The sequence below is a fragment of the Actinoplanes sp. NPDC051861 genome (assembly GCF_040681145.1).
Lineage (GTDB): Bacteria > Actinomycetota > Actinomycetes > Mycobacteriales > Micromonosporaceae > Actinoplanes.
This window is the reverse complement of record NZ_JBFAYE010000012.1, coordinates 84,563-100,858: the sequence shown is the minus strand read 5'-3', so window position 1 is coordinate 100,858 and position 16,296 is coordinate 84,563. Positions and strand designations below refer to the sequence as shown.

Sequence of the window (16,296 nt, the reverse complement as noted above, 5' to 3'; positions counted from 1 at the left end):
CGCCCGGTGGTCAGAGGTCGAAGAGGGCGCGGCCCCAGAAGTCGCCTTCGCCGGTGACGCCCGGGGGGCAGGCGAAGATGCCCGTGGAGACGTGGCGGATGTATTCGTTCATCTCGTCCTGGGCGGCGAGGCTCCGCTGCACCGGGATGAACGACTTGCGGGGGTCGCGCTGGTAGGCCAGGAAGAACAGCCCCGCGTTCAGCCGGCCCAGCCCGTCCGACCCGTCCACGAAGTTGTAGCCGCGGCGCAGCATCCGGGCGCCGTTGTTCGTCTGGGGGTGGGCGAGCCGCACGTGGGCGACCTCGGCCAGCAGCGGGAGGCCGTCGGCGCCGACCGAGTCGAAGTCGACCTCGTCGAACTCGTCGGTGCGGCCGAGCGGGGCGCCGGTGCCCTTGGTCCGGCCGACGATCATCTCCTGTTCGGCCAGCGGTGACCGGTCCCACGTCTCGATCAGCATGCGGACCTTGCGGCTGACCAGGTAGGAGCCGCCGGTCAGCCAGTCCGGCCCGTCGCCCGGCTGCACCCACAGGTGTTCGCGGAGCAGGTCGGTCTCCTCGGCCTTCAGGTTGCGGGTGCCGTCCTTGAAGCCGAACAGGTTGCGCGGTGTGGCCTGCCCGGTGCTGGTCGACGACGTGCGCCCGAACCCGAGCTGTGACCAGCGGACGCTCACCGCGCCCATGCCGATGCGGGCCAGGTTGCGGATCGCGTGCACCGCCACCTGCGGGTCGTTCGCGCAGGCCTGGATCGCGATGTCACCACCCGAGATGGCGTCGTCGATCGTGTCGCCGGTGAACTTCGGCAGTGGTTCCAGTGCGGCCGGCCGCTTGCCGTCCAGCCCGAAGCGGTTGCGGGCGAACAGCCCCGGCCCGAACCCGACGGTGATCGTCAGGTTCGACGGTGGCAGGCCGATCGCCTCGCCGGTGTCGTCCGGCGGCGCCTCGGGGATGCCGCCGACCGCGCCGATCTCACCCGCGTCCTTACCGGCGGTCATCCGGGCGGCCGCCGCGGTCCAGTCCTTCAGGAGCTGGATCAGCCGCGAGCGGTCCTTGGTGATCACGTCGAAGGCGACGAAGTGCAGGCGGTCCTGCGCGGGGGTGACGATCCCGGCCTGGTGCGGTCCGGTGAACGGCACGGCGTCTATAACCGACATTTCCGAAATGTCGGAAGAGGAAGAGCACGCGGCGGCCCCGGCCAGGCCGGCCGCGCCCACCCCGGCAAGGGTGAGCGCGCGCCGGCGGGACAGCGTCATGCCTGCTTGGCGACCACGGCCGCCACCTTGCTGATCGGCTCCGCGAGCGCGTTGATCGCGTCCGACAGCTCCTTGAGATCCGCCTGGGTCAGCGTGTTGTGCAGCTTCCATCCGTCACCGTCCCGGTGCTTGCCGAGGGCCGCGTCCACGTTGGCGAACTCCGTGTCGAGCGTCTTCACCAGTGCCGCGTCCCGCTCCTCGAGGACCGGCCGCAGCGACGCGATCGCGGCCTTCGAGCCGTCGATGTTGGCGTTGAAGTCCCACAGATCGGTGTGCGAGTAGCGGTCCTCCTCGCCGGTGATCTTGCCGGAGGCGACCTCGTCGAGCAGGGCCTTCGCGCCGTTGGCCAGCTGCAGCGGGGAGAGCTTCTCGGCGTTGGCCTTCTGCACGATCTCCTTGACGTCGGTGAGGAGCTGGTCCGCGATCGGGCCGGAGTCCTTGACCGAGCCGGTCACCCACAGGTCCTTCTCGATGCGGTGGAACCCGCCGAACTTCAGGCCCTCCTCGGTGACCTCCTCGCGACCGTCGATCCGCGGGTCCAGGTCACCGAAGATCTCGGCCACCGGCTCGATCCGCTCCCAGTAGGTGCGGGCGATCGGGAACATCGCCTTCGCGCCGGCCACGTCGCCGTCCTTCACGAGCTTCACGAACTCGGTCGTCTTCGTCTCCAGCGCCGCGGTCTGCGACTTCACGTAGCGCTGGTAGCTCTCGGTCGCCGCCAGCAGCGCGGCGTCGTCGGTGAGCGGCGCGGCCGAGCCGGAGACGGTCAGCTGACCGCGGATGCCCTTGCCGATCATGCCGGGCTTGCAGGCGGTCTCGTAGCTGCCGGCGGGCAGTTCCACGTGCAGGTTGCGGGACAGTCCGGGAGCGATGTTCTCGACCTCGGCCATCACCCGGTCACCGGGCGCGTAGACGTAGAACTCGGTGACCTTCTGCCCGCCGTTCGTGATGGCGAAAACGCTGGTCCCGGCGTCCACGGTGGTCCGGGCGACCTCGCAGGAGGAGTCGGTCGCCTTCACCGTGATCGGCCCGCCGGCCGCGGTGGTCTCCGGCTCGTCGGCACCGCAGCCGGCGAGCAGGGCGGCCGTCGCCGCGACGGCGAGGAGGGGAAGGGTGCGCACGGTATCTCCTAGGACTTGGGCACGGGAAGGGGAGCGGGCCTGCGGCTGGGCCGCAGAAAGAGCAACAGCACGGGTACGGCGTAAGCGACCCACGCCACGACCTCGGCGACGCTGGCCGTCGGCGTCACGTTGAACATCCCCGTGAACAGGGCCGTGTACCACGCCGACGGGTCGAGCACGCCGCTGATGTCGTAGGCGAGCGTGTTCAGGCCGGGCAGTACGCCGGCCTCCTGCAGGTCGTGGACGCCGTACTTGAGAATCCCCGCGGCAACGAGGATGAGCAGGGCGCCCGTGACGGTGAAGAAGATCGTCAAGTTGATGCGGACCGCTGTCGCGTACATCAGAAAGCCGATCGCGACGGCCGTGAGAATGCCGCCGATGAGCGCGTAGAGCGGGCCGCCGTCGATCTCGGCGCCCTGCACCGCGGAGTAGAAGATCAGTGACGTCTCCAGGCCCTCGCGGACAACCGCCAGGAACGCCATCACGGCCACCGCGATCGACCCGACCTCGAGCGCGTCGGCGAGTCTGCCGCGCAGATCACCGGCGATCGAGCGGGCCGCCCGCCGCATCCAGAAGATCATCCAGGTGACGAACACGACGGCCAGGATCGACGTGATCGCCTCGAACAGCTCGCGTTGCTCGTACTCTCGCAGCAGGGTTGTCGAGGTGTAGCTCAGCAGCCAGCCGAACAGGACCGAGAGCGCGACGGCGAGTCCGACGCCGGCCCACACCTGGGGAAGCCGGTCCTTGCGATCCGCCTTGACCAGGAACGCGACCAGGATGCTGACCACCAGGGTGGCCTCCAGCCCCTCGCGCAGGCCGATGAGGTAGGTGGCGAGCATGTCGTCTCTTTCCTTAGCCTTACCTAATCTTTCTCCTACAGGCTGTAGATTAGGGATGGCTTGCCTAACTGTCCAGCCGGGGGGTGGCGCAACACCCGTCACGTGCGACACTCCGGTGGTGTTCGACCACTTCATCTGGGAAGTCGTGATCTGCCCGCTGCTGCTGGCGCTGGCCATCCGTCTCCTGGCCGAGCGGTTGCGCCCGGAGCGGGCCGCGCGCCTCCTGGTCGCCTCGCTGGCGGCGGCCGCCGCCGCCTGCCTGATCACGCTCGCCGCGTTCGCGCTCAAGGCGTTCGCCGAGGTGCCGGCGATCGCGGCCCGGCTGAACATCTCCGACGCGTACGTGCGGGCCGACACCGCGCAGGAACCGTGGGTGTCCTGGCTGTCGCTGGCCATGACGATCGCCGCGGTGGCCGGGATCACCCGGGTGTGGCACGTACACCGCCGCGACACCGCGTACGCCCGGCGTTTCACCACCGTGCCCACGGCGGAGGGCCGGGTACTGGTCCTCGACGACGAGCGCGCCGAGGCGTTCGCGGTCCCCGGCGCCGACAGCCGCATCGTGGTCACCACCGGCATGCGCGCCGCTCTCGACGACACCCAGTACGCGGCCCTGCTCGCCCACGAGCGCGCCCACCTGGACGCCGGGCACCACCGCCTGGTCCTGCTCGCCCGCCTCTCGGCCGCCGTGCACCCGGCCTTCCGCCTGCTCACCCGCCAGTTCGACTACCTGGTGGAACGCGCCGCCGACGAGCGTGCCGCGGCGCAGATCGACGACCGGCGCACGGTCGCCAAGGCCATCGCCGCCGCGGCCCTGGTGTCGCAGCGCACGCACCGGGCCGGAACCCTCGGCATCGCGCCGAACAGCGGCGACCTGCGCCGGGCCGGTGCCGTTCCGCGCCGGGTCGCGTCGCTGCTGACTCCCGGGCACCACCGCTCGCTGCTGACCCTCGCGATCCCCGCCGTCGTCGCCGCGTTCTCGCTGGTCTGGACCGTCGAGTGCGTCTGGGACCTGGGCGAGCTGCTCTACGTCGCCGCCAATTAGTCGTCGGCGAGCAGCTGCCTGAGCAGCTCCTCGTCGCCGGGCTGGAGGCCGGCAACGAAGCGGCGCAGCACGGTGGCCCGGTCGGTGCCGGTGCCCAGCGCCGCGCTCATCCGCTCGGCCGCGACCGACGCCTCGTCGGTGAGCGGCGCGTACCGGAACGAACGTCCCTCCCGATAGCGGGCCACCCGCTGCTTGACGTGCATCCGGGTCAGGATCGTCACGACGGTGCTGTACGACAACGGCGACGCCAGCCGGTCGAGCACGTCACGCGGTGTCAGCGGCTCGTCCGCCGCGACCAGGACGCGGAGCACCTCGGACTCGAGCGCGCCGGCCGGGCGGCGCGGCGAGATCTCCTCTGCGGGCGGCACCCCGGCAGCATAGCCGCAAGCATTCGCCCGCATTGTTTCGTGGCGATACCTTGCCGCAACCATGTCTCGGTAGGGTTCCGCAAGATATCCGTCAATCCACTGGGGATGAGCGCGCATGACGGTGCCGCAGCAGCTGCCTCCCGCCGACGAGTTCTACCTTGCCGCGCACGACGGCATCGGGGGCCGCGCCCTCCTGCCACGGCAGGTGCTCGGCGTCGGCCTGGGTGCCGCCCTGCTCGGCGAGCTGATGTTCTGGCGCCGCGTCGAGCTGGCCGGCGACGCGCTGCGCGTGATCGACGACCGGCCCACCGGCGACCAGGCGACCGCCACACTGCTCGGGATGCTGCGCCGCCCGTCCGTGCCGCTCGGGCCCCGCGAGTGGATCACGCACCTGTCCTCGGTGATCGCGCCGTCGCTGATCGAGCAGCGGCTCACCAACGCCGGGGTGCTGCGCCGCGAGACGAAACGGCGGCTGTTCGGCGGCGGTGAGGTGTCCCTGGTCTTCGCCGACCCGCGCACTCCGGGCGAGCCGGCCAACCGGATCCGGACCCATCTGTCGTACAACCAGGATCTGGACACCGCCGACCTGATGCTGGCCGGGCTGATCCTCGCCACCGGCCTCGACGAGATGGTCCTGGACACGATCAACCCGCGCGACCGGGCCCGCCTCAACGACCAGTTCCGCCGGCACCTGCCGCACCCGCTGCACCAGCTGGTCGCTCACGCCCGCGCCTCGACCGCGGTCTCCGCCTAGTCGATCGCCGCGTGGCCGGCGGTCCGGGAGAGGGTGAACCGGTCGATCTCGCTGTAGGGCTGCTTCGTCCCTGGCAGCGCGTCGGCCAGGCTCCGGACGGTCAGCGTGGTCCGTGCGCCCTTCGCGGCCGGCACCACGTCGACGGCGATGAACGCGTACCCGTCGTAGCGCACCTGCGACCAGTCGATCGTCTCCGGGACGCGGGTTCCGGTCTTGTGCCCGGCCGGCTTGGTCTCGATCTTCTCCGCCGACCACACGTAGCTGTTGACGATGTTCTCGGTGTTGTTCTCCTTGGAGTTCTTGCCGCCGGGCGGCTTGTACCCGCGGTAGCGCTCACCCGACGGCAGCTTCTGCGGCCCGGCCGGTTTCACACCCTTGGGAGCGGGGGCCTTCGGGCCGGGCGCCTCCCGGAACGGATAGCGCGGCCGGCCTCCGGAGCCGACACAGATGTACGTGACTCCCTCCTTCGCCGGATGGATCGTCGCCCCGTCCGGCGCGGAGCGCGTCTTGCGCCCGTACCGGATCGGGTCGGTGCGTTCCAGCAGGTGGTTGTGTCCCTGGACCACGAGGTCGACCTGGTACTTGCTGAACAACGGGTCGAGCGCGTCGCGTACCCCGCCGTCGGAGGCGTGGTTGTTGGTGGTCGAGTACGCGCACTGGTGGAAGAACGCCACGATGAAGTCGATCTGCCCCGCCTTCTCGGTACGCCACTCCTTCAACGTCTTCTCCAGCCATTTCACCTGCTTGCCACCGGAGTACCCGGCGTTGGTGCGCAGCTCGGCGGAGAGCTCGTTCGCGTCGGCCGAGACGAAACCGACGTTGCCGTAGATGAAGCGGTACACCGACGGGCAGCCCTTCGGGCCGTTGTCCGGGAAGTCGAGCCGGCTGCGGTGCCCGCCGTACCCGTGATCGCCGTAGATCGGCTCCATGTCGTGGTTGCCGGTGGCGAACATCCACGGCGTGGACGAGGCGAGCGGCTCGATCTGGTTGAGGAACACGTCCCAGACGTACGGGTTGTAGAGGTTCTTGCCCTTCGGCGCGATCCGGGTGAGCGCCGTCGTGTCGTCGGCGGGCAGGCCGGAGCCGGACGGGTTGGCGTAGCAGATGTCCCCGGCGAGCAGCGTGAACACCGGCTGCTGGGTGGCGAGCAGCAGGGTCTGCGTCATGGCGGGCCGCTTGTCGGTGCCGTTCAGGCCGGCGATCGGGTCGTCCGGCAGGTAGGAGTTGTTGTCGAAGACACCGGCCGGCCAGGTGCCCGCGGCGGCCGTCACCGACTTCGGGTTCTGGTTCCAGGCGTACTTCGGGTCGGTGGGTGCCGTGTTCGTGCCGACGTCGGCGAAGGCGGTGAAGGTGAACGGCGCCGGCACCACGGAGGTCCGGGCAGGCGCCGTGGTGAAGTGGGCGTCGCCGGAGACCGTGCCGTCGGACAGCCGGATCCGGTAGTGGTGCACCACGCCGTGCCGCATGTTGCCGACCGTCGCCTTGACGTAGAACTGGCTGCCGATCGGTCCGCCGGGGATCGCGTACCGGCCGACCAGGTGCTGGATCTCGGCCTCGACCTCGGTGCCGTACTGGCCGGGCGCGGTGCCGACGTCGACGAACGCCCGCAGCTTGGCGGGCAGCGTGCCGGTCTTGCTGACCAGCTGGGCGGTCACCGCCATCGCCGCCTTCAGCACGCCGTCGGCCGCCGGCACGAACGAGATGTGCCGGCCGGAGACCACGACGCCGGCCTGCCCGGTGGTCCCGCCACCGGCGGCGAAGGCGGCCTGGGCGGTCTGGAATTGAGCGTACGCGTAACCCGCGGCGACCGTCCTGAGGAGCGACCTCCGGCTGACCCGCTGCCGGGCGAGTTCCGCTTCGTTCCGGTCGCTGTACTCGTCGATCGTGACTGTCCCCACGGCGGTAATCGTGTCCCGGCCACCCGTACCGCGTCTGGCGAATCTCCTACGAAAGCGTGACGTAACCGTCCAGATTCATCCGCGGGCGACCACTTGTGGCCCGGTTGACCAGTTTGATCGTGTGAGTTCCGCTCGCGGTCCAGGTCAGCGTGTAGAACACCTGCCGGTGACGGGTGACGCCGTTGTACTGGCTGATCGTGGCGAACTTCCGGCCGTCCACGTACAGGTCCAGGTCGCCGGCGCCGCGCTCGCGGGTGCCGATCAGCCCGATCGAGCGGGCTGTCGTGGTGAACGTGACCGAGGCGTTGCGCGCGGTGGTGCGGTGCTCGCTGCCGCCGAGAGCGCTGCTGCTCCGGACGGTCGACCACGTGCCGGTGTGCCCGGTGCGGCTGTTGCGGGTGTCCACCCTCGCGGTGGTCCAGGCGCCGGCGACCGTGCCGGCGTGGCCGACGGTGTCGGTGACGGCGAGCTGCCAGGAGGTCGCGGTTCCCGGGCGTACGGTGCCCGCCGTGCCGCGGACGTTCGCGCCGAGCCCGGCGTAGGTGGCCGGGGCGCTCGCCGAGGTCCGCTTGGCGATCCTCTGCGACTGGACGCCGCTCACGTCGGTGAGCCCCCAGGCGACCGTGACCGGCACGGATGTCGTGCTGACGGGCTGACCGGCGGCCACCCGCGCGACCGGTGCGGGGCTGCCGGCCGGGGCGGTGCCGTCCACGGTGACCGTGACCGGTCCGGTGGCGGTGGTGTTGCCGTAGAGGTCGGCCGCGACGGCGGTCAGCGTGTGCCTGCCGTCCGGCACCGGCACCCGCGCGCTCGTGGCGGCCCCGGCGGCGGTGGTCGCGGGGGAGCCGTCCACCAGCACGGTCACCGAGGCGATCCCGCTGTCGTCGGACGGTGGCGTCCAGGTCACGACGGGCGTGGAGGTGATGACCTTCCGGCCGTGCTCCGGCGCGGTGATGGCGAACGCGGCGGGGGCCGTGGTGTCGGTGGTGCGGCTCACGGTGACCGGGAGGCCGGCGGGTGTCGCGGTCTCCGTACGAATGCTGAACGTTCCGTCCGGAGCCGACCAGCCCTCGCCTGGCCGCAGCACCGCGACCGGCTCCTCAGGGTGGAAACTGATCAGCTGGTGCTCCAGTTCGTGACCGGGGAGCGTGGCGTCGCTGAACCGGACCGCCAGGCCGGTGCCGCCCCAGCCCGCGGCCTGCTCGTCGAGGCCGGAGCCGTCCCGGTACTCCAGGAACCAGGTCCGCCCGCCCACCGGGTAGGTGACCTGCCGCAGGCCGTCGCCGGACCCGACCGGTGCCAGGACCACCCGGCCCTCGCCGCTGATCTCGCGCGTCGCCGAGGCGGGGAGCAGCCCGAGCAGATCGAGGTGCGCGGCGGTCAGCTGCCCGTGGATCCGGTTGCCCATGATGTCCCACGGGTCGGCGTAGGCGTCGACGGCGCAATCGCCCGACAGCGGCACCGGGACGCCGCCGTCCTCGCAGGCGTACCCGTTGCTGTGCCGCAGGCCCAGGTTGTGGCCGAGTTCGTGCCCGAGGACCAGCGGCGACGAGTTCCCGTTGAGCCACACCACGCTGTCCCCGGCGGCGGAGCTGCCGAGGTTGCCCAGGCCGGTCCACGGGCAGGCGGTGGTGGCCCGGAAGTAGATCACCAGGTGGTGGTACCGGTCCTTGGCGGTGTCCCCGGCGGCCTGGCGTGCTGCGGCCTCCAGCGCGGTCGTGTCGCACCCGGTGGCCGGCACCCTCGTCCATCCGGTGACCTCGTCGACGGTGTACCGGATCGCTCCACCGGTCGCCCGGTCGTAGTAGTCGTCGACCCGCTCGCCGGCGTGGGCCAGATCGTCCTCGGTGGGGCTGAGCGGCGCGGTGTCCGTCTGCCAGAAGACCGGGACGATCGTGAGGTGGTGCAGCCCGGCCGCCTGCGGGACCACGGTCGTCCCCTGCAGGCCGGTGACCGTGCCGCCCGCGCTCCGGGTGAGCTCGACCCGTGTTCCACCGGCGAGACGCCCGGCCAGCCGCTCCGGCACCGTGATCGGCGCGCGACCGGGAACGGTCACCCGTGTCGTGGTGACGTGCCCACCTTCGAAGGAGTCCGCGACCGTACGCTCCAGCACACCCGTCACGGTCTGCGCGCCCGCTGCGCCGGGCGCGACACCCGGAGCGGCCACCAGCAGCACCGCGAGGAAGGCGTTCACGGGCTCTCCTCACTCGTCGACGGTCAGTCCGACGATGAGCGGGCGGCGCGGCGAAACCCGGAGCGGGACGGTAGCGATCCGGTTGCGGGCTTTCGGAGGATGTGACGCCTACCGGGATAGGCCACTATGGCTGGTGTGACCGCGTCCGACTACTGGGTTCGCCTGCTGCACGGCGACACGGACCTCGGCGGCGGTTTCCTGGTGAACCGCCGCTTCGTGCTCACCGCCAGCCACTGCCTGCGCCTGATGCCGACCGGGGTGAAGGACGTCCGGGTGCTGGTGGCCGACCGGGTCGAGCTGGACGCCGTCGTCGACCAGGTCCTCGACGAGTTCGACCTCGCGCTGATCCGGCTGCTCGGCGCCGACGGCGCGCCCGTGACGCCGGTGCCGACCGACAACGCAGGCAGCAGCGACCGCTGGTTCGCGCCGTTCCGTCCCTCCGACGTCGACCCCCACCTCACCGGCACCGTCTCCGGCAGTGCGGTGACCTACCGCTGTGAGGGCGGCGGCACGATCTCGGCCCTGCAACTGGACACCGAACAGGAGCTCGGCGACTTCCACGGGTACTCCGGCGGCCCGGTCGAGCGCCGCGACACCTTCGACGGCCGCCCGGTCGTCCTGGGCGTGCTCCTGGAGCAGTACCCCGACCGCGAGAACCGCGGTCGCGCCGCCAACGTCCTGTTCGCGGCGGCCATCGGCGACGCACTGCGCCGCTTCGACTACTTCGAGGTCGGCCACCTGCTCAAGGTGCTGCTGGAGGACGGAGCCCTGGACGCGGTACGCGCCCGGCCGGTCAGCGGGCGGCCGGCGCCCGCGGACGAGGAGGCGGCGGCCGAGCGCAAGCTCCGTACCCTGCGGCGCTGGGCCCGGGACGGTCTCATCGACGCGGTGGAACTCCAGGAGCTCCGGGTGCGCCTCGCGCGGTCGTTCGTGGACGGGTTCTGATGGGCGCGTCGATGTCGGAGGCGGTGTCCTGGCTGGAGCGGTCCGTCCGGACGGGCCGCGTCGTCCAGCTTCCCGACGTGCCGGAACTCATCGAGGCGCATCCGCCGCGTACCGTCACGGACGCCGAGGACTACTGCTATCTCGCGCTGATGCTGCACGAGGTGGGCGCCCCCGACACGGCCCGGCAGCTCCTCACCGCCGCGGTGGCGGCGGCCGACGGGAGCGGGGTGAAGGCGCGCCTGCGCAACTTCCAGGGCGTCGTGCGCGAGATGACCGGCGACACCGAGGGCGCCGCCAACGCGATGGTCGACGCCGCCATCGACCTGGGCAAACCCGCCGACGACGCGGACCGCCGCCTGGCGTCGGTCATCATGCTGAACCGGGCCACCCTCAACACCCGGCTCGGCCGCGACCGGCAGGCGCGCCAGGCCGCCACCGCGGTCGGTGCCGAACTGCTGTCCTCGCCCCAGGCCCGGCTGGCCGTCGCCACGCTGCGGCACCGGCTGGCCAACCCCGCCCTGCGCGGCCCGGGCGTCTCGGACGAGCTGATCGCGGTCGGCAGCGCGGCGACGGGCCTGCTCGGCGAACTCTCCGCCGACGACCCGGACGCTCTGCTCACGCTGGTCGTCGCCACCCAGGCGGTCTACGCCGAACTGGCCGCCTCCCGAACGGAGCGCGACCTGCGCCCGGTAGCCGAGGTCCTGCAGATCGCGGCCCAGCTCCTGAACGCCACCGTCGGCATTACCGACCTCCGCGCCGTGCGGGCCTCCTTCGCCGCCGCGGTGGCATCCCTGGAGGCCGACATCCGGGCCGGCTCGACCAGCGGGGCACGAGCCGGTCTCTCCGCCATCGCGGCGACCCTCGACCGGATCGAGCGGACGCTGGGCATCGACTCGCCGATCAGCGTGGTCGCCCGCGCCACGACGATCAGCGCCCGCTTCCTCGTGGCCCGCACCACCGGTGATATCCGGATATATCCGGCGATAGCGGATGAATTCGCTGGTTGCACGGCCGAGTTGGAGCTTCGTGTCGGCGCCGCGCATCCGCAGACGCTGGTGGCGCGGGCCAACTGGGCCTCGGTGGAGATGGAGCTGGCCCGCCTGGAGGGTTCCGCACCCCGGGCACACCGGGCGGCGGGTCTCCTGGAGATCGCTGTGCAGCGGTCCCGCGACGCCGGGGAGGAGAACAGCGCCCTCGCTCGCGAGCTGTTCCGCGAGTCACGCGCCTGCATGACCTTCGCCGCCGGCCTGGAGGCGGAGGGACCCCGGGCCCGCCGCGCCGGCGCCCCGGTGCTCGTCGACACCGGCCGCGACACCCCGCCCGAGCCACCGGACGACGCGGGGCCGCTGGATGCCGGGGATCTCTTCGATGACGACGATGCGGTGGACGACGCCGAGCCGCTGGGTTACGGCGAGCCGCCGTTCCCGGACGACGAGCCTGGGCCGGGTGAGCCGGATCTGATGTGGCCCGCCGACGCCGCGGCATCGCAGCGGAGGCCGCTGGTCGACGTGGCCGCCGAGCAGAGTGTGCTGGGTGCGATGCTGCTGTCGAAGGACGCCATCGCCGACGCGTTCGAGATCGTCAGCAGCCGCGACTTCTCCCGGCCCGGCCACGAATTGATCTTCCACACCATCGCCGACCTCTACGCACGGGGAGAGCCCGCGGACACGATCACGGTGGCGGCGGCGATGGCGGACGCCGGTGAGCTTGCCCAGATCGGCGGTGCCGCTTACCTGAACACGGTCACGATGACCGTGCCCACCGCGGCCAACGTCACGTATTACGCGCGGACCGTCGCCCATCTCGCGATCCGTCGCCGTCTGCGCGAAGCGGGTGACCGGATCGGTGCGCTGGCCGAGCAGCCGGGCGACGTGGAGGCTCTGGCCGAGACCGCCCTGGAGACTCTGTACGAGAACATGACCAGGCCGCTGGAGGCCGCCGCTGTCCGGCTCGACGAGTCGATCCCGGCGACCCTCGACGTGATCGAGGCGGCCGGCGCGGCCGGCGAATCGCGGTCGGCCACCGCCCCGCGCAGCGGTGTCGCCGACCTCGACGTGATCATGGGCCCTCTGCAGCCCGGGGCGCTGACCGTGATCGCCGGGCCGGAGGGCAGTGGCGCACCGGAGCTCGCGCTCACGGTCGCGAGGCATGTGAGTATCGCCCAGGGGATGACGACGGCATACTTCTCCACCGAGGTGCGGCAGACCGATCTGGTCATGCGGGTGCTGTCCGCGGAGACCGGTGTGCCGTTGCTGACCATGCGCGCCGGCGAGCTCGACGACGATCAGTGGACGCGGCTGGCCCGCCGGCTGAGTGAGATCAGCGCCGCCCCGCTCTTCGTCCAGGATTCGCCGGGCTCCGGGCCGCTGGACATCCAGTTGATCTCGCAGTACCTCCGGCGCCGCCACGAGCTCGCGCTGGTGGTCGTGGACAGCGTCGAGCGGCCCGGGGTGCTCGCCGGGCTCAAGCAGGTTGCGGTGCAGATGAACTGCGCTGTGCTCGCCGTGTATCGCCTGAGTGGTGGCAAACGCACGAGGAACCCGTACGCGCTGCCCAAGGACGTCCGGGGGAGTGCCGACGTCGCGATCCGGGTCCTCCGGCAGGCGGACCCGGTGGGCCGCGTCCGCGGTTCGGAGGCGAGCCTGGTCGTCGTCCGGAACCGGTTCGGGCCGGTGGGAACGGCCGTGGCCACAGCGGACCTGGAACGCTGCCGGTTCGTCAACCGGGAGCCGGAGCCCGCCGGTGAGATTGACCCCGGAGCCGGCGCTTCGAGATCATCGTCGGATGGGGATTGATCTTGAGCTGGCCGACTGCGCGGCGGCGGGTTATCGGCTGAGCGCCTGCAAGGAGGCGGGTGTGCCGTGCGGGCACGAGCCGGACTGCCGGGGTGAGTACCGGCGGGCGCTGGCGCAAGCCGCCGCGGATCGGCCCGGTGAGCAGTATCCGCACGAGTTCCGGTACCGGCGATTCGCGGACATCAACGAGAAGATGCAGCTCATCGGGATGGGATACGCGGCCGAGCGGGAGGAGCGGGTGCCCGGTCCGGAGATCGACGCGGATCTGGACTGGGTGTCCGAGACCGTGCCGGGGCGGACCGGCATCCCCGGCTTCAAGCTGCTGTCGAACGACCGGTGGCTGATCACCGTGCGGGAGATCGACGAGGCGCTGGAGGCCTACGCCCGCGCGCCGGAGCACCTGCGAGCCGAGTGGGAGGCCGAGGACAAGTGGGCGGCCTGGCTGGAGTGGCTGGCGGTGGCCCGGCGGCACGGTGGTTTCGAGGCGGAGTGAGCCGCCCGGCCGGGGACGTGCGTGCGGGCCCCGGCCGGGTGGGTGGATCCCTAGAAGTCGTCCGGGGTGCGGATCCGGTCGCGGATCCAGACGCCGGCCTCCTTGAGGCGGCCGGTTCCGGAGTACGCCCCGGCCGCGCACGTGCCCTCGGTGAAGACCGCCCCGGTACGCATGTCGTCCGAGTAGTTCCAGTTCACCCAGCTGACCCTGTTCTGCGCCATCAGGTCGAGGTAGCGCTGCGCCTGCGTGAAGTTGTTGCCACCGTCGCCCGAGGCCTGCTGCGTGCCGAACTCGGTGACGAACATCGGCAGCTTCGCGATGGCGTCGCGGAACGTGTTCAGGTAGTAGTCGTCGTGCGAGGCCGCGTAGAAGTGGAACGTGTACATGATGTTGGTGGCGTTCACCGGGTTCGCCAGGATGCGGGACACGCCCTGACCGTCACCGGAGGCGCCGAGTGAGGACCAGTCCTCGGTGCCGACGAGCACGACGCCGTCCGGGTCCTGGGCGCGGATCACCGGGATGAGCTGGTCGGCGTACGTCTTGATCGAGGACCAGTGCACCTCGCTCGGCTCGTTCGCGATCTCGTAGATGATGTTGTTCTTGTCCCGGTGGCGCGACGCGATCTGCTGGAAGAACGTCTTGGCCCGGGCCAGGTTGTAGTTCGGATCGCCGGGCGAGAGCATGTGCCAGTCCACGATGGCGTACAGGCCGCGGGCGGTGGCCTTCTCGATGTAGTCGTTGACCTTGGCGGTGAAGCCGGCCGGGTCGGTCTCGTAACCACCCTCCTGGATGTACATCGAGATCCGCAGTACGTCGGCGTTCCACTCCCTCGCCAGCACGTTCAGCGAGGCGTCGTTGACGCAGTTGGCGTACCACTGCAGGCCGTGGGTGCTCATGCCGCGCAGCTGGATCGCCTTGCCCGCCGCGTTGCAGAGCTGCCGGCCGCAGACCCGCAGCTGCCCGTTGCGGGCGACCGGGGTGGCGCCGGTGGGCGGTGAGCTGGACGGCGTGCCGGTGGGGGAGCTGGTCGGCTGGGAGTCGCCGGTGCAGGACACGCCGTTCAGCCTGCACCCCGACGGGCTGCCCGAACCGGTGCCGATGAACCCGAAGGTCACCGAGGCGCCGGGGGCGACGGTGCCGTTCCAGGTGCGGTTCGTGAACGTGAAGTGCTGTCCGGACGAGGTGAGCAGCGCGTCCCAGTACGACCCGAGGCCGGTGCCGGCCGGCAGGTCGAACTCGACGCGCCACGAGGTGAGGGCGGACGAGCCGCCGTTGGTGATCGTGTACTGGCCCTGCCAGCCGCCGTTCCACTGGGACACCTTGCTGAAGGTGGCAGTGGTGGCGGCGGCGGAGGCGGGGGAGACAGCGTGCAGAGCCAGGCCGGCGGTGGCGACCGCGGCGGCCACGGCGAGCACCAGGGAACGGGTGCGGCGCATGGACGTCCTCCGAGGGGATCGATGAACGTCCAATTATTAGAAAGGTTTACTGTCAATGTCCAGAGGTTGATCCGGAGGTATCCGCATGCGGCGTGAGACGGCTGCCCACCGGTTCGGTGACTCCGAAGATCGTCAGGAGGCCGGTGATGTCCAGGACCTGGAAGACGTGGGGGTGCACCCGCGGCATCAGCAGCCGCGAGCCGGCCGACGCGGCCATGCTCCGGCAGCTGAGCAGGGCGCGGATGCCGGAGGAGTCGAGGAAGGTGAGGCGGGTGGCGTCCAGCCGGACGGGAGCGGGAGCGCACCGGAGCGCCGCCGTCATCACCGTGTCGTGCAGCGGCTCGGCCTCCTGGCCGTCCAGTTCGCCGCTCAGGACGATCGTGGTGGAACCGTCCGGGTCCGGACCCGAGACGTGGAGGTGCAATCGGGAAGCCGCGTAGTCGCCGAGCTGGGATCGGTCGGAGTTCACGGAGTTCTCCCGTCCGAAGGCGTCAGAGCCTGTCCCCTCACTGCTGAAGGCGTTCGTCCTTCACCGTACGCCCGTGGTGGCGCAGCGTCGCCCAGACGACCTTGCCGTCGGGCGCCGGCAGGCTGCCCCACCGCTGGACCATCGCGTCGACCAGCATCAGACCCCGCGGGCCCCGGGGATCGGCCGGCCTGCCCATCCCCAGGACGGCCCCATTGTTACGCGCTGAGGGCCGGTTCAGCGACGGAGGGAAACGGCCGGTTGTTCGGCCTGCGCGGTGGTGAGCCTCAGCAGACCGGCCAACCCCGCCGCCCGGAGGGTGTCGGCGACCGTCGCCGGCGCGTTCACGACGCGGTAGTCGCATCCGCGCCGCAGTGCCTCCTCGCGCCCGGAGAGCAGGCTCCGCACACCGGCGGCGGCCAGGAACGGTACACGTCCCAGGTCGACCGTCAGGCGCTCGACGCCGTCCTGCGCGGCGGCGTTGACGAGCAGCAGGCTCAGGGCCGCGCTGACGTCTCCGTCGATCTCGCCGCTGACAAGGAGACGTACGGCACCCTCGCCGTCCTGGCGCTTGCTCACCCCGAACGGGCCGGTCATGGTTCTTCCCCTTCGCCGCGCCCGCCGGTGGGCCGGCGCGTCCCTCATTCTCGGGCAATGCCCGGCCCGTTCGGGCCCGGATCACTCGCCCGA

General features: G+C 71.2%; 14 protein-coding genes. 5 read left to right on the top strand and 9 right to left on the bottom strand.

Going from position 1 to position 16,296, the window contains the following annotated elements:
• Positions 1-10 precede the first annotated feature (10 nt).
• Genes efeB through efeU form a run of 3 tightly spaced genes read right to left on the bottom strand, consistent with a single transcriptional unit; the run spans position 11 to position 3,212 of the window.
• Positions 11-1,249 carry an iron uptake transporter deferrochelatase/peroxidase subunit gene (gene efeB / locus AB0M02_RS28005; RefSeq protein ID WP_364231864.1) on the bottom strand — a complete coding sequence of 413 codons (1,239 nt, stop codon included), beginning with the start codon at positions 1,247-1,249 and terminating at the stop codon, positions 11-13.
• A complete protein-coding gene (gene efeO / locus AB0M02_RS28000; RefSeq protein ID WP_364232234.1) occupies positions 1,246-2,328 on the bottom strand; it encodes an iron uptake system protein EfeO in 1,083 nt (360 codons plus the stop codon). Before efeO ends, efeB begins: the two co-directional genes overlap by 4 nt.
• 50 nt (positions 2,329-2,378) lie before the next feature.
• Positions 2,379-3,212, bottom strand: a complete 834-nt coding sequence (gene efeU / locus AB0M02_RS27995; RefSeq protein WP_364231862.1) for an iron uptake transporter permease EfeU — start codon at positions 3,210-3,212, stop codon at positions 2,379-2,381.
• Positions 3,213-3,330: 118 nt separating this feature from the next.
• Here efeU and AB0M02_RS27990 point away from each other — a divergent pair, with 118 nt between their 5' ends.
• On the top strand, positions 3,331-4,257 hold the full coding sequence (locus tag AB0M02_RS27990) for a M48 family metalloprotease (RefSeq protein ID WP_364231859.1): 927 nt from the start codon (positions 3,331-3,333) through the stop codon (positions 4,255-4,257).
• Here AB0M02_RS27990 and AB0M02_RS27985 read toward each other — a convergent pair.
• Positions 4,254-4,625, bottom strand: a complete 372-nt coding sequence (locus AB0M02_RS27985; protein WP_364231857.1) for a BlaI/MecI/CopY family transcriptional regulator — start codon at positions 4,623-4,625, stop codon at positions 4,254-4,256. The genes AB0M02_RS27990 and AB0M02_RS27985 overlap by 4 nt on opposite strands.
• Before the next feature lie 115 nt (positions 4,626-4,740).
• Here AB0M02_RS27985 and AB0M02_RS27980 point away from each other — a divergent pair, with 115 nt between their 5' ends.
• Complete coding sequence (locus AB0M02_RS27980) at positions 4,741-5,379, top strand: GPP34 family phosphoprotein (protein ID WP_364231855.1); 639 nt, start codon at positions 4,741-4,743, stop codon at positions 5,377-5,379.
• Here AB0M02_RS27980 and AB0M02_RS27975 read toward each other — a convergent pair.
• Together AB0M02_RS27975 and AB0M02_RS27970 are read right to left on the bottom strand one after the other, a co-directional pair.
• Positions 5,376-7,277 carry a metallophosphoesterase gene (locus AB0M02_RS27975; protein WP_364231853.1) on the bottom strand — a complete coding sequence of 634 codons (1,902 nt, stop codon included), beginning with the start codon at positions 7,275-7,277 and terminating at the stop codon, positions 5,376-5,378. The genes AB0M02_RS27980 and AB0M02_RS27975 overlap by 4 nt on opposite strands.
• Before the next feature lie 46 nt (positions 7,278-7,323).
• Positions 7,324-9,471: a hypothetical protein gene (locus AB0M02_RS27970; RefSeq protein WP_364231851.1), complete on the bottom strand. Its 2,148-nt coding sequence runs from the start codon at positions 9,469-9,471 to the stop codon at positions 7,324-7,326.
• Between the two features lie 135 nt (positions 9,472-9,606).
• Here AB0M02_RS27970 and AB0M02_RS27965 point away from each other — a divergent pair, with 135 nt between their 5' ends.
• Genes AB0M02_RS27965 through AB0M02_RS27955 form a run of 3 tightly spaced genes read left to right on the top strand, consistent with a single transcriptional unit; the run spans position 9,607 to position 13,704 of the window.
• Positions 9,607-10,416: a trypsin-like peptidase domain-containing protein gene (locus tag AB0M02_RS27965; protein ID WP_364231849.1), complete on the top strand. Its 810-nt coding sequence runs from the start codon at positions 9,607-9,609 to the stop codon at positions 10,414-10,416.
• Complete coding sequence (locus tag AB0M02_RS27960) at positions 10,416-13,211, top strand: DnaB-like helicase N-terminal domain-containing protein (RefSeq protein WP_364231847.1); 2,796 nt, start codon at positions 10,416-10,418, stop codon at positions 13,209-13,211. Before AB0M02_RS27965 ends, AB0M02_RS27960 begins: the two co-directional genes overlap by 1 nt.
• Positions 13,201-13,704, top strand: a complete 504-nt coding sequence (locus AB0M02_RS27955; protein WP_364231844.1) for a hypothetical protein — start codon at positions 13,201-13,203, stop codon at positions 13,702-13,704. Before AB0M02_RS27960 ends, AB0M02_RS27955 begins: the two co-directional genes overlap by 11 nt.
• A 50-nt stretch (positions 13,705-13,754) precedes the next feature.
• Here AB0M02_RS27955 and AB0M02_RS27950 read toward each other — a convergent pair whose 3' ends face one another.
• The 3 genes from AB0M02_RS27950 to AB0M02_RS27940 form a co-directional block, all read right to left on the bottom strand.
• Entirely contained in the window at positions 13,755-15,140 is a 1,386-nt protein-coding gene (locus AB0M02_RS27950) for a cellulase family glycosylhydrolase (protein ID WP_364231843.1), read from the bottom strand.
• A 52-nt stretch (positions 15,141-15,192) separates the two neighbouring features.
• Positions 15,193-15,609, bottom strand: a complete 417-nt coding sequence (locus AB0M02_RS27945; protein WP_364231841.1) for an STAS domain-containing protein — start codon at positions 15,607-15,609, stop codon at positions 15,193-15,195.
• A 234-nt stretch (positions 15,610-15,843) separates the two neighbouring features.
• Entirely contained in the window at positions 15,844-16,203 is a 360-nt protein-coding gene (locus tag AB0M02_RS27940; RefSeq protein ID WP_364231839.1) for an STAS domain-containing protein, read from the bottom strand.
• Between the last annotated feature and the right edge of the window lie 93 nt (positions 16,204-16,296).

Bases quoted from the DNA above. Each gene is read 5' to 3' on its own strand.
- efeB (WP_364231864.1), bottom strand. From the start codon at position 1,249: ATGACGCTGTCCCGCCGGCGCGCGCTCACCCTTGCCGGGGTGGGCGCG.
- efeU (WP_364231862.1), bottom strand. From the start codon at position 3,212: ATGCTCGCCACCTACCTCATCGGCCTGCGCGAGGGGCTGGAGGCCACC.
- AB0M02_RS27980 (WP_364231855.1), top strand. From the start codon at position 4,741: ATGACGGTGCCGCAGCAGCTGCCTCCCGCCGACGAGTTCTACCTTGCC.
- AB0M02_RS27960 (WP_364231847.1), top strand. From the start codon at position 10,416: ATGGGCGCGTCGATGTCGGAGGCGGTGTCCTGGCTGGAGCGGTCCGTC.
- AB0M02_RS27955 (WP_364231844.1), top strand. From the start codon at position 13,201: ATGGGGATTGATCTTGAGCTGGCCGACTGCGCGGCGGCGGGTTATCGG.
- AB0M02_RS27950 (WP_364231843.1), bottom strand. From the start codon at position 15,140: ATGCGCCGCACCCGTTCCCTGGTGCTCGCCGTGGCCGCCGCGGTCGCC.
- AB0M02_RS27940 (WP_364231839.1), bottom strand. From the start codon at position 16,203: ATGACCGGCCCGTTCGGGGTGAGCAAGCGCCAGGACGGCGAGGGTGCC.